Source organism: Paenibacillus pseudetheri, assembly GCF_924513355.1.
Classification (GTDB): domain Bacteria; phylum Bacillota; class Bacilli; order Paenibacillales; family Paenibacillaceae; genus Paenibacillus_AQ; species Paenibacillus_AQ pseudetheri.
Window position 1 is genome coordinate 149,990 of sequence record NZ_CAKMAB010000010.1, and the last position, 13,143, is coordinate 163,132.

Genomic DNA, 13,143 nt, shown 5'->3' on the forward strand with positions numbered 1-13,143 from the left:
ATCCTAATTCCTTTAGTAATCATTACAATCCTTTGGAGCGTCACGCTATATCATAGTTATAATTCATTTGGAAATCTTGTAATGGATAAAATCGATGCAACAGAAATCACATCTATCGAGATTCTTAAATCGTCAAATGATGAACAAATAAAAGTTGATGATCCGAAAGTAATTGAAAAGATAATACATGAGTTCTCTGATGTGAAATTAAGAAGAAGTAATGCTTCTGAAAAACCTACGGAGACCTATTGGATAAGTCTATTTGTAAATAAAGGTTTGCGCTTTGGATTGAACCTCACTGATACTAATTTCTTGTATATCACGGATCTTGCTAGTAAGAATAAGTATCACTCTGGAAATTTTAAGATTACAAGTAAGTTTGATGGGGAATCCATTACAAGCTTGTTTAAGTAAAAATAACCCGCTGCCACCAAGCAGCGGGTTAGTATCTTTATAATGTTTATCTAGCCAACCATCCGCCGTCAACATTAAGAATATGACCATTCAGATAGTCGGAAGCTGCGGAAGCCAAGAATACAGCAGGCCCCTTAAGATCTTCTGGCGTTCCCCAACGTGCAGCTGGAATACGATCTAAGATAGCGTCCGAACGACTTTGGTCGGCACGGATCGGAGCTGTGTTTTCAGTGGCCATGTAGCCTGGTGCAATCGCATTGATGTTCAGACCGGAACCTGCCCATTCATTAGCAAAAGCTTTAGTAAGACCTGCAACCCCGTGCTTACTCGCGGTGTAGCCAGGGACATTGATTCCGCCTTGATAGGAGAGCATGGAGGCGATGTTAATGATTTTGCCGGATCCTCTTTCCAGGAAGTGGCGGCCAGCGATCTGAGACAGAAGGAACACTGTGTTCAAGTTCAGGTTAATTACATCGAACCAGTCTTTTTCGCTATGGTCTTTTGCCGGAGTACGGCGGATCATCCCTGCACAGTTTACGAGAATGTCAACATGACCAGTCAGTTCAAGGGCTTGGTCGAATGTGTTTTGCAGGTTGCTATGATCACTTAAATCAGATTCAATGCTAACCGCTTTTACGCCAAAAGCTTTTGCAGCGTTTACAGTTTCTTCGCTTGTATTAAGAGATACGGATGCGATATCTGCACCTGCTTCTGCGAAGGCAAGAGCAATCCCTTGTCCAAGACCTTGAGCTGCACCGGTTACGAGTGCTGTTTTACCTGCCAAGCTGAATAATGATGATGACATATAAATTACGCCCCTTTGATTTAAATGATTTGATTCCGTTATTACTCACATTCAATGGCAACGCCCGCACTGCGGAACTGTTCTGCCGTTTCGGAGGAGAGTCCTTTATCCGTCAAGATAATGTCTACTTCCTGCAATGATGCGAATGTACGCAGCGCAGTTTGGCCGAATTTATGATGATCCACAACCGCGAACACTTTACGGGCTGTAGACACAAGGGCTTGCTTAAACTCAATTAAATCTCCTGTATAAATAGAAAGTCCATGTTCAATATGAACAGCTGTCGAGGACAGAAATGCTTTTTGAATATTAAGTTGTTGCACATAGGAGACGGCTTCAGGGCCGGCCAACATATTGCGGACACGGTAACCCCCGGGAACGACCAGACGAATATGATCTTTGGGAACCAGTTCGCTGATGATGTATACATCATTGGTGACTACCGTTAGAGGCATATTATCCAGGCGGCGAGCGATTTCAAGCGTGGTGCTTCCACCGTCAAGAGCAATAATATTGTCCTGTTCAATATGAGCGAGCGCACGCAAGGCGATCTCTGTTTTCTCGTCGGAATACTTATCCAGTGGATCCTTGGAGGGCAAAATACCAAACTGGTCACTTTGTGCCAGCACAGCTCCGCCATGAACACGAACAATTAGTCCTTGCTCCTCCAGCTTGCTTAAATCCTCGCGAATTGTTTTTCCGGTAACCTGCAGCTTATCGCTCAGTTCATTCACCGTTACATCTTTTTGGTTCAGCATAACTTCCATAATCATCTCGTGTCGTCGTATCGGGTTCATCCGCTTGCCTCAGCTTTCCGTAATTGATTAAAATTATAAGAAAGTATAAATTTCACGCTAGACTCTTCCTTATAATTCTCGCACAAACGCTTATCGTCCTTAAAAGGACGCCGAAGGCGTTTTAGCTTGTCTCTATTGTAGTTCTTTCATGGATACGGGGTCCATATCATCATATCTTTTATTATCGCCAGCCATACTCCAGATAAAAGTATAGTTATGAGTGCCAACACCACTGTGGATGGACCAGCTTGGAGATATTACAGCCTGCTCATTTTGCATTACAATATGGCGAGTTTCATTAGGCTCTCCCATCAAGTGGAACACAACGGAATCGTCCGGTAGATCGAAATAGAAATAAGCTTCCATCCGGCGTGGATGTGTATGTGCTGGCATCGTATTCCACATGCTACCTGGCTTCAGTTGAGTCATACCCATAACTAGCTGAGCGCTTTGTACGCCATTTGTATGAATGAACCGGTGAATGGTACGCTCGTTGGAGTTCTCCAAACCGCCCATCGCACCAGATTCGGATTCGGCCAGAGTGGTTTTGGTAGTTGGATAGGACTGGTGAGCAGGCGCAGAATTCAAATAGAATTTAGCGGGCTTGGAAGCGTCTGCACTTTTAAAGATAACATCTTTAGAACCTTGACCGACATACAGACATTCTTTGAAATCTACTTCATATTCTGTACCATCGACAATAACCGAACCTTTACCGCCAACATTGATGATTCCCAGCTCACGGCGCTCCAAGAAGTAAGTAACACCAAGTTCTTTAAGGTCAGTTGTTAGTGCAACTTCTTCCTTAACAGGATTAGCACCGCCAACGATCATGCGATCCTCATGGGTAAGTACAAGCTTCAGCTCATCTGGTGCAAAAATGACAGGAATATGGAATTCCTTACGGAGGCGCTCAGTGTCAAACTGCTTAACTTCATTAGGATGGGATGCGAAACGTCTTTCCATGGAATATTCAATCTCCTTAATAAGCATATTTTTCGTTCGTATAGGTACAATTTACTCCATTTGTGTTCATTTTACAAGTTTTATTTTTATTTATAATGTTCATTTTAGTTTGTTGACGGGTTTTTATAATTGCAAAATGAACGAAAAGTGTGCACAATAGAGCTAAAATGCATAGTTCTCATTCATAGGATTGTTGTCATATTATTGAGAATTGAGATGTGGGAGGTTGAACTTGAATGCTGGAGTCGAATGGTATTCAGAGTACTTATCAGGACCGTCAACAAGAAATCATTATAAGTATAGCGCTGGAAGCGCAGAGACGGCCTCTGCTTGAGAGTGGACTCTGGTTCCACGATGATGTGCGAAATAACTTTTATTATGCCTCATATCTTTTTGCAGCCGCAGTAGATGATTCTTTGTCGTTGCCTTTTGACCGGGAAGAAGCAAAGCAGAAGGCACAGGATGTGCTGCTGGAGACATTAATGCTACAGAATCGTCAACCTGGCACAGAGCTTTACGGGCACTGGCCGCTTGGATTGAATCCGATTCCACGAGAAGCATTGCCGCATGAGTTGCCTGTGGAAATTATGGGCAGTCTGATGGTCTATTTTTGCAAAAAATATGGTGGATCATTAAACGCTCAACTTCGCATTGTACTGAATACAGCATTTGGACATATTTATCGGAGTGATTTCTTCCGTAAGCCGGTAATCACTTTTGGACATCATGAAGCGAAATATACGGCAGCAAAGCTGATTTTTGGCACTATGTTCGCAGATGATGTGCTCGTTGAGGATGGTCGGCAAAGTTTGAAGGATACGTTGTCATACATCCGCTCTAAGGGTATGCCAGAATACGGCAGTCTCCCGTGGTTCTGGCATTGGATACAAGCGTTTACCTGCGCTTTGGAGCTTGTCCCAGCAGAGGATACGGATTTAATAACGACTCTTAAGGACATGCTTGATCATCTTTGGAAGGTAAGAGCAGAGTTTTATTTACGCGGAGCTTGGGTGGGTGCACATTCTAGAGGTTGGCCACATGATGTACCAGGGGATGCTAATGTGCTTCATGACTATGTTCAGTTCGGGGACTTCAAGCTCTCAGAGGCAATGCCACGCACGGAATACGCTGGACTACTATTCTATAAAGCTCCAGATGAGGCTCTAACAGCTGCAATGAATCGCCAGACGCCAGTGGAAACCACCAAGATTACACAGAAGGTAGTCCCAGCAGATCCGAACGCTCAACCATTGCTTCATTCCTATGCCTATATTACAGAGGATTTTGCAGCAGGCGGGATGTGGGAGCGAGTAGAGGAATTTGATAATGAACAGCTCCGTTGGGCTTTCTCCCTGCCTGTGAATGGAGAAGGAGGGTCCAACCAGCTATATTTCTTCCATCCAGGTCAAGGCTACAATGAGGGAGATCCTCGCCATCAGAGTCGTTATATGGAGGTCCTCTATCACAAGAATGTAGTTATTTCTTTATTTCCTATTCCTCAGGGGGAAAAGAATACGATCATCGGTGTTCTTCCACATGGGGAGTGGATGCAAGACCCGAACGCCTTGTTCGGTCAGGTTGGGGAAGTCTATTTCGCAATTTATTTATCTCGATCGTACCAACTACAGGAACGTCCGGGATACATTGAGGTAACCGTTGAAGGGATGCCGGGTGGGGTGATCGTTGAGGCGATCGGTGTTAAGGAGTCTGCTGAGCGTGGCATCATCGGACTGGATGCATTCGTAATAGCTATGGCCCATAATGAACCTAAGTTTGAGATGGAAGACGGATTGGCGGCTCATTATACGACCAGTAATGGCGATAGATTGCATTTGAGTATGAAGATCGAGTCAGAGCAACCGCGAGCTTTGCTGAATGGTATGAAGATCTCTTTGGAGAACTATACGGTTTAATAAGAACTCAACATAGTTGTGAGTAAAGTTTGGATGGAGTCGACCTTAGGGTCGGCTTTTTTTTATGTGAAAATGCGATATGAACAGTTATGATTCGATTTCCCATTAGAGTCCCGTGTACCAAGTCCGATGATATTCTAATGCATTTACAGCAATAGAATCTAATTAGTGCGCATACTATGCTATAGCTTCATTTGGAAATTTACTCCTAATAAAAACCAGCTTTCCTTTAAGGGCAAGGCTTTCGTAATCTTATTTGAAATTAATTACATTAATCTCTAATTTTATGAGAGACATTTATCACAATAAAGGTTAATATCTAAGTGAGACATATGAATGAATGCGCTTTCTTATTCCGATCAAACCTAACTCAAAGAATGCGAGGGATTTACTGTGACAGGAACTGAATTTCGTGTAGAAAATGATTTTCTAGGCAGCAAACAAGTAGATAAGAACGCATACTATGGGATTCAGACATTACGCGCAGTAGAGAATTTTCCAATTACGGGTTATAGAGTGCACAATGAATTAATCAAAGCGATGGGGATCGTAAAGAAAGCCGCTGCGCTTGCAAATATGGAAATCGGCAGGCTCTATCGTGGGCTTGGAGAAGTTGTTGTGAAAGCAGCAGATGAGATCATCGAAGGACAGTGGCACGAACAATTTATTGTAGACCCTATACAGGGCGGTGCAGGTACCTCGTTAAATATGAATGCCAATGAAGTCATTGCTAACCGAGCATTAGAGCTGCTTGGTCATGAAAAAGGAGACTATCGTCATTTAAGTCCCAACTCTCATGTGAATATGGCGCAGTCTACAAATGATGCATTCCCGACGGCTATTCATATTGCGACGCTTTCTCTTCTGGAACAACTACTTGTTACAATGCGCAGAATGCATGAGGTGTTTGCAGACAAAGCCAAGGAATTCGATCCGGTCATAAAAATGGGACGCACACATCTACAAGATGCAGTGCCGATTCGTCTGGGCCAAGAGTTCGAGGCTTACCGCAGAGTACTTGAGAGAGATATCAAACGTATTGAACATACACGTCATCATTTGTATGAAGTAAATATGGGGGCAACCGCTGTAGGAACTGGATTAAATGCTGACCCTCGTTATATCGAAGTGGTTGTAGAGCATTTGGCTGAAATAAGTGGATTACCGCTAGTTACTGCAGATCATCTTGTGGATGCTACGCAAAATACAGATGCATACACAGAAGTATCTGCTGCCCTAAAAGTCTGCATGATGAACATGTCTAAGATTGCTAATGATCTTCGGCTCATGGCCTCCGGCCCGCGGACAGGGTTTAATGAAATTTCACTACCTGCTCGCCAGCCTGGTTCCTCCATTATGCCAGGTAAAGTTAATCCGGTTATGGCAGAGGTCATCAATCAGGTAGCTTTTCAAGTGATAGGAAATGACCATACAATCTGTCTGGCTTCCCAAGCGGGTCAATTGGAGCTGAATGTTATGGAGCCAGTTCTAGTATTTAATCTCATTCAGTCCATCAGCATCATGAATAACTCCTTCCAAGTCTTCACAGACTTCTGTCTGGCTGGTATTGAAGCTAATAAAGAGAAGCTAGAGCGGGATGTGGAGCGGAGTGTCGGAATCATTACTGCGGTTAACCCACATTTGGGCTATGAAGTGGTTTCTCGTATTGCTCGTGAGGCGATTTTGACAGGAGAATCTGTTCGTGAATTGTGCCTTAAGTATAATGTGCTATCCGAGGAAGAGCTCAATCTGATTCTGGACCCATACGAAATGACGCATCCGGGAATCGCAGGCTCAGCTTTATTGCAGAAGCAATAGGGGATTACCTAACCGTTAATCGCTGACTTTGTCATCCATGTCCTACGATATTTAATAAGAACCTACTTCAACGTTAGTTAGAAGTAGGTTCTTTTGCGTTTCAGGCTTACAGGAAAAAGAATGAGCGTAACAGACCACGTTTTCTTGGTGGAGAGGGCAACCTTGCAGTAGTAACGGGATGGGAAGCTTCGTTAGATGTGAGGGCGTTGCCTTTTGAACCTTGCATTGGTTCTAGGGTTGCCGCTAATTGTTTGATCATTATCCGCAGATCCTCAAGCTCCTCACGCTGCTGAAGCAACTGTATCATGACTACTTCGTCGGCTTTTTGATCGAGTGTACGTTCAATATAATGAATCCGGGATAATATATCTTGCAGAGGCTCAACGTCTGTGGGATGGAGTGGATCTTGCGGTGACATGGACATCTGTTTTTCATTCGAGTCAGTTAATTGAATACTCTCTAGTGGTTCTCCGTGATTAATGCGGTCTTTAATATGACTAAGCAAGCTGATTTGCTGCTCTGAGAATGTATAGTGGCCAAACCGGTTTTTTGGAAAAAAATCAGGGAACATAGCAGCCCAACGTTTGATCGTAGTCTGGCTAACTGACAGCAGCTCTGCGGCATCCTTTGTTTTCAGAATTTCCATTTTGATTCCTCCAGTTCAGGTAGTCATGTTATGAGTAATTCGTTATTTAATTGCTGCTCCCTGCACGGTTGACAAAGGAAGTGCGGATTCGATAAACAAAGTGTAATTACGAGCAATCTCACCATTCTTATATTTCACTATCTTGCTTTTACATTCTAGAATGAGTACAGATGACCCTGAAGCGGGGTATACTTGGTTTAGAGGTGAAGCGCATGGATATGAGCGGAGAAGTGGAACAGATGACCGAGGAGCAATGGCAGGCAATTTTGCAAAATGATGCAGCTTATAACGATAAATTCTTTTATGCTGTGAAGACTACGGGAATCTTTTGCCGACCTTCCTGTAAGTCCAAAGCACCTAATCGAGAGAATGCACGTATCTTTCAAAATGCAGAACATGCATTAGAATCTGGATTTCGTCCCTGTAAAAGATGTAAACCGACGGGTGAGCGGCTGCCGGATAAGGAATGGGTGGCTGTAATGACTGAATATATCGATAAACATTATCAGGAACCTCTTACTCTTGAAACGCTGGCAGAAGTCTGTCATGGAAGCCCTTATCATCTGCATCGAACCTTCAAGAAAGTAACAGGAATCACTCCAGTGGATTATATACAGCAAAAGAGAATCGATCAGGCATCTGAATATTTGGTTACCACGGATCGGGCTGTAGCTGATATTGGAATACATGTGGGTCTGCCAAATACGTCGTATTTTATTACCTTATTTAAGAAAAAGACGGGGCACACCCCAACGCAGTATCGGCAGCTTAACAAAGTAGAATTAACGAATCATTCTGAATTATTCTTGGAGGTACAGAAAAATGGAGAGTAGACCAAATGCAATCATATACTGGACATTGCTAGCTTATAAGGAATGGAGTTTCTATATCGCAGCTTCGGAGAAAGGATTAAGTTATGTGGGGTCGCAGCAGAAGCCCTTCGAAGAAATGAGAGATTGGATCAGCCGTAGATTTCCCGAAAGTGAACTGGTGCAGGACGACGAGATAATGGTTCCATTTCTACAGGAACTGATCGAATATTTGCAAGGGAAACTGCAGGTTTTCAGTATTCCTTTTGACTATCGAGGGACTCCATTTCAACTCGCGGTGTGGAAAGCGTTATGTGAAATTCCATATGGACAAACGTGGTCTTATTCGGACATCGCTACACATATTCAAAAGCCTGCTGCTGTACGCGCGGTAGGGACGGCCATCGGTGCAAATCCGATATTAATTACGGTCCCTTGTCATCGGGTAATTGGTAAGAATGGAACATTAACCGGCTACCGCGGGGGATTAGAGATGAAGACGAGGCTGCTTAACTTGGAAAGTGGAAAGATTGCTCAAGAATTATGAACCATGAGATCCAGTACAAAACCCCAAAGACCTTACTAAATAAAGGGACGGGTTATCTGAACGGATATAGTCATTCTTTAAACCCATATACCGGCTGTACTTATGGCTGTTCTTATTGTTATGTGCGTCAAATGCCCGTTTCACTGTTCCGCACAGAGGAATGGGGAACCTGGGTAGATGTTAAACAAAAAGCTGCAGCTATCTTACGCAAAGAACTCGAGAAAGCAACATCCATAGGACCAGTCTCCATCTTTATGTCCTCTAGCACAGATCCATACCAACCGATTGAGCACAAGGAGCAGGTTACAAGAGCTTTGCTGGAGGTTATGGTGGAGACCCCGCCCGATTTTCTGTTCGTGCAGACGCGCAGTCCGCTCGTACGCAGAGATATAGATTTATTATTACGCTTAGAAGACAAGGTTCGCGTGAGTATGACTGTAGAGACGGATCGTGAAGATATTCGCAAAAAATTCACACCAAGTGCTCCGCCCATATCTGCAAGATTCAAGACACTGCAATTACTGCGTGAAGCGGGCATTCCTGTTCAAGCTACCATCGCTCCGGTATTGCCGAGCAGCACGTCTTTTCCAGAGATCCTAAGGGGTTTGGTGGATAGAGTCTGTATCGACGATTATTTTATGGGAGATGGCAGTGGGGGCAAACGGACACGGAGATTAGGTATTTACTCTCTTTATGAAGAGCTGCAATTGGAAGATTGGTACGATCCGGCGGCTTATCACAGGGTGTACGATGGACTCCGGAGTGTTTTTAGTGAAGACGAGCTTTTCTTGAGCCAGAAGGGGTTCGAGCCTTAAACTGAAACATGTTATAATAAACGAGAGCATTCATACTTAGTATTTTAATATACTTAATACCTGTAATCGCTTATTGGAGGAGTAGAGTGGCAAAAGCAAAAGTAGCCAAGCGGCCCACAAGAGATGAATTTGTACTTGAGGAGCTAGGCAATCAGTTAGTTGAAGCCAAGCAAGAAGGATCTGAGATTTTATTGACCGTATGGGGAAAAGAAGAACAGGTGCGCGGAACGATTGTAGAAATGGACTCGCGGACAGGAAAAGTACACATCAGTAAAAACGAAGGTATCGAAAAAGTTCCGTTTATGGATATTATGCAAGTTAATTATCCCAGAGATTAATGGGAACGCAGCAATAAGAGGTCCTGTGAGCCATGTTGGCTTTGGGGCCTCTTTGACCATAAAGTATCGAATAGATTAAAGAGAGGTAGATCAGATATGGCAATAACCAAAACCAATGCGATGCGAATGCTAGATGCGAAGAAAATTGGATATGAAGTGTTTGTTTATGATAACGAGGATGGACTAATCCATGGAACGGCAGTTGCGGAGAAGATAGGAAAGGCGGTTGAGATGGTTTTTAAAACTCTGGTCGCTCATAGCGGAGCAAATCTTTACGTATTTGTTATACCAGTTGCTGAGGAGCTGGATCTCAAAAAGGCGGCCAAGGCCGCCGGAGAGAAAAAGATTGAGATGCTGCCAGTGAAGGACTTGCAGAAGTGGACGGGTTATATCCGTGGTGGATGTTCACCAATCGGTATGAAAAAGCTATATCCAACGTTCATTGATAGCAGCGCAGAAAGTCAGGAAAAGATAGCTGTTAGCGCCGGAAAAATTGGTCAACAAATGGATGTATCACCGCAGCTTCTTGCAGGGGTAATAAATGCGAAATTCACAGATCTAATTAAATAGATGAGCAACAAGAAGACCTAAATACTCCTTCAAGGCTGTGCCTGTAGTGGAGATGGCTCCTGGCGAAGGAGTGAACTTTGAGGGTTGCAACGAAAATTCAGCGCTGGCGATATAATCTGTAGGAAAAGCTTGCGCTGTTAGCCCTGCATTCTTGAAGTGCTGCATCGAGCGTGGCATATGAAACCCTGATGTGACTAGTACAGGACGCTTAAGTCCCTTCTCTTGTAGGATAGCGGCGGTATTTACAGCATTCTGCTCCGTGTTAAGAGACTGGTTGTCGGTCAGGATATCCTCTTCGGGGACACCGAGTCCAAGGAGTTGTCTTTTGGCGATATCCGCTTCATTACCGCTGTCAGAGAATACTTGTCCACCAGAGAATAGGATAGGTAGACCGCTAAATTTATGAAGCCGCACAGCGGTAATAAGTCGATTCGCTGCAGATCCATATAAATTGCCCTCTCCATCAATATCCGGTGTACCAGAGCTGGCGCCTCCGCCAAGAACGACGATGACATCACCTTGCAATGTATCCGGTTGTGGATATTTTCGTTCTAAACCTCCGATTAACGCATCACTGACTAAGGGAGTCATGGAGAAGTACATAAGCAGTGTAACGCCAAGCAGAATAAGTGCAGGACGACGGTTCTTTTTCCATAACCAAATGACAAGACCGAGCAGAAGTAAGATGAAAAGTCCTGGAGGAAGCACAAAGCTGTATACAAATTTGATGATGTAAATCAACAGTATCAACCGCCTTCGTAAAGTATGAGTTCAGGTTGTATTGTAACATGAGATGAGGTGTTCTAAGTTGCACAAAGACCGAAACGGTCTTTTTTAATTTGCTGAGAAACTAATATAGAACTAGATTGGGAGCGGCATTATGCTAAGGGGGAGTATGTTTGAATAACTTTTCCTAAACTACCCAACCTTTTTCATTTTCGCTACAGTATATATTTGAGTGCCACCCGATAGAAGGAGCTTTTAGAACATGAATAAACAACATGCTGACCGAGTCATCAAGGATTACATCAAGCCACTATATGGTTTTGCTTTGAACAAAACGGGAAAGATCGCTGAAGCAGAGGAGCTGGCGGGAAGAATTACGCTGGAAGTATACCAAGCGCTTCTCAAAAAGTCAGAGTTCTTGGATCTGAACAGTTACGTCTTTAAGATTGCGCATTATGTATGGGCGAAATTCGTTAGCGAGAAAGTGAAAGCTTCCAACCAAATGCGGATTGATGACCAAGAGGTGATGTCCGGAGACGAGGGCTTCGACGAGATCATTCGTCAAGAAACGGCTGGTGCTTTGCGGCGGGAAATAGCTTTTTTATCTCACCAGCAACGGGAAATCGTTATTAAGTACTATTACGGTGGAATGAAAATTATCGACATCGCGGCTGAGATGGGTCTTTCTAGCGGCACAATCAAATGGCATTTATTCGAAGCGAAAAAGGAGCTGAAACACAAAATGAACACAATTCGATCAATGGGTAATCTTGGCATCAACCCGATTCGCATGACAGGTTTAGGGCATAACGGATCCCCAGGAAACAAAGGCGACACCTCTGACTTTTTAGCGACGGCGATCAGACAAAACATCGCTTTCTCAACGTATCACAAGCCACTCACGATTAATGAAATTGCTGAAGAGCTGGGCATTTCACCTGTATTTATAGAGGATGAAATCGAACTACTGGAAGAATACGGATTCATGGATAAACTACCGGGTAGAAAGTATCGTACCAATATGTACATAGAAGATCCGTCCCCAATGAAAAGCGAGGTACTGTACCCATTGTTCAAAGAATATGCGGAGATTGCAGTCGAGCATTATTTCAAGACGTTTTTCTCGATGGGTGAAGTGTTCCAAGAGACGGGTGTCTACATTCCTGGCGGCGATGTCAATCTACTGTTGTGGAGTCTCATTCCGTATGCTGGTAAACAATTGAGCTTCAAAGAACTCAATAGGGTGAGCCATGAAGAGGTCTCCGTAAGCCGCAAAGATGGCGGCCATTACGCCGCTCATGCAACGATTCACAGAGAGTTTGACGTCAGTTTTGATCCTAAACAATATTATTATAGTGGCGATATGAATCGGGATTCCGATGAGTTTGCACTAAAGGCATGGCAGGTCGATACGTGGTGGTGTGGCAGGAAGGACAGTTGGCGAGACAATCTGAGTTCGGATTTCATCAGTCTGATGCATGTGATCAATGGAGATTTACCGCAAAATGATGTGAACATTGATGCCTATCGCCGTCTTTTCGACAAACAATATTTGCTGAGAACGGAATCTGACCTTGAAGTTAACATTGTTTATTGCAAGGATAAGCAAACAGGAGAACGTCTGCATGCGGCGATTCCGCAACCGTCCGAACGAATCAAAGAAGCCGCCACGAAATTAGATCAAGCTGTTTATCAAGTGAACCTCGATGGACAACCAGATCATGCACATAAATATGTGCGCTACTGGTCGCAGAACTGCATGGCGTCGGGAACCATACTTGCCTTCGTACTCAAACATTTAGTCGACATCGGTATGTTAAAATTGCCTGATCCACATCGTAAAAATGGTATTTCCACAATCATGTTCATGAATCGAAGCTAGCTTCAAATTAACTGGAGAAAATGAAATATTTTGTTAAAGTTATCAGGAAACGATTGATTAATAGACCCACATGGATCTATACAAACATTTTAACGTA

The 13,143-nt window shown here is 43.7% G+C and carries 14 protein-coding genes; 9 read left to right on the forward strand and 5 right to left on the reverse strand.

Translation table 11 applies throughout. The annotated features are described in order from the left end of the window. Positions 1-81 precede the first annotated feature (81 nt). Positions 82-414: a DUF5301 domain-containing protein gene (locus tag L1028_RS12050; protein ID WP_234534047.1), complete on the forward strand. Its 333-nt coding sequence runs from the start codon at positions 82-84 to the stop codon at positions 412-414. Positions 415-460: 46 nt separating this feature from the next. On the opposite strand, the gene kduD is transcribed toward L1028_RS12050, so the two are convergent. The 3 genes from kduD to kduI all read right to left on the reverse strand — a co-directional run bounded on the left by kduD (position 461) and on the right by kduI (position 2,982). After that, on the reverse strand, positions 461-1,219 hold the full coding sequence (gene kduD, locus L1028_RS12055) for a 2-dehydro-3-deoxy-D-gluconate 5-dehydrogenase KduD (RefSeq protein WP_234534049.1): 759 nt from the start codon (positions 1,217-1,219) through the stop codon (positions 461-463). 41 nt (positions 1,220-1,260) lie between these two features. Further along, entirely contained in the window at positions 1,261-2,016 is a 756-nt protein-coding gene (locus L1028_RS12060) for a DeoR/GlpR family DNA-binding transcription regulator (protein WP_234534051.1), read from the reverse strand. 132 nt (positions 2,017-2,148) lie between these two features. Next, positions 2,149-2,982, reverse strand: coding sequence for a 5-dehydro-4-deoxy-D-glucuronate isomerase (gene kduI / locus L1028_RS12065; RefSeq protein WP_076286208.1), 834 nt, complete (start codon positions 2,980-2,982; stop codon positions 2,149-2,151). Positions 2,983-3,218: 236 nt separating this feature from the next. On the opposite strand from kduI, the gene L1028_RS12070 reads away from it, so the two are divergent. After that, positions 3,219-4,895: a hypothetical protein gene (locus tag L1028_RS12070; RefSeq protein ID WP_234534053.1), complete on the forward strand. Its 1,677-nt coding sequence runs from the start codon at positions 3,219-3,221 to the stop codon at positions 4,893-4,895. A gap of 393 nt (positions 4,896-5,288) precedes the next feature. Further along, complete coding sequence (aspA, locus tag L1028_RS12075) at positions 5,289-6,713, forward strand: aspartate ammonia-lyase (protein ID WP_042128747.1); 1,425 nt, start codon at positions 5,289-5,291, stop codon at positions 6,711-6,713. Between the two features lie 106 nt (positions 6,714-6,819). Here aspA and L1028_RS12080 read toward each other — a convergent pair whose 3' ends face one another. After that, entirely contained in the window at positions 6,820-7,359 is a 540-nt protein-coding gene (locus L1028_RS12080; RefSeq protein ID WP_234534055.1) for a MerR family transcriptional regulator, read from the reverse strand. Between the two features lie 170 nt (positions 7,360-7,529). Between L1028_RS12080 and L1028_RS12085 the strand changes: the two genes are divergently transcribed. From L1028_RS12085 to ybaK, 5 genes are all read left to right on the forward strand, one after another. Further along, a complete protein-coding gene (locus L1028_RS12085) occupies positions 7,530-8,192 on the forward strand; it encodes a bifunctional transcriptional activator/DNA repair enzyme AdaA (protein WP_423803035.1) in 663 nt (220 codons plus the stop codon). Next, positions 8,182-8,715 carry a methylated-DNA--[protein]-cysteine S-methyltransferase gene (locus L1028_RS12090; protein WP_234534058.1) on the forward strand — a complete coding sequence of 178 codons (534 nt, stop codon included), beginning with the start codon at positions 8,182-8,184 and terminating at the stop codon, positions 8,713-8,715. The genes L1028_RS12085 and L1028_RS12090 overlap by 11 nt, the downstream gene beginning before the upstream one ends. After that, on the forward strand, positions 8,712-9,530 hold the full coding sequence (locus tag L1028_RS12095; protein WP_234534060.1) for an SPL family radical SAM protein: 819 nt from the start codon (positions 8,712-8,714) through the stop codon (positions 9,528-9,530). The genes L1028_RS12090 and L1028_RS12095 overlap by 4 nt, the downstream gene beginning before the upstream one ends. Before the next feature lie 86 nt (positions 9,531-9,616). Then, positions 9,617-9,868, forward strand: coding sequence for a YolD-like family protein (locus L1028_RS12100; protein WP_042189285.1), 252 nt, complete (start codon positions 9,617-9,619; stop codon positions 9,866-9,868). A 96-nt stretch (positions 9,869-9,964) separates the two neighbouring features. Continuing rightward, the gene (gene ybaK / locus L1028_RS12105; RefSeq protein WP_234534062.1) at positions 9,965-10,438 is read left to right on the forward strand and encodes a Cys-tRNA(Pro) deacylase; all 474 of its coding nucleotides are present in this window, start codon (positions 9,965-9,967) and stop codon (positions 10,436-10,438) included. Here the strand turns inward: ybaK and L1028_RS12110 are convergent. Then, positions 10,427-11,179, reverse strand: coding sequence for a YdcF family protein (locus tag L1028_RS12110; protein WP_234534064.1), 753 nt, complete (start codon positions 11,177-11,179; stop codon positions 10,427-10,429). The genes ybaK and L1028_RS12110 overlap by 12 nt on opposite strands. Before the next feature lie 247 nt (positions 11,180-11,426). Here L1028_RS12110 and L1028_RS12115 point away from each other — a divergent pair, with 247 nt between their 5' ends. Next, positions 11,427-13,046, forward strand: coding sequence for an RNA polymerase sigma factor (locus L1028_RS12115; protein WP_234534066.1), 1,620 nt, complete (start codon positions 11,427-11,429; stop codon positions 13,044-13,046). The last annotated feature ends 97 nt before the right edge of the window (positions 13,047-13,143 follow it).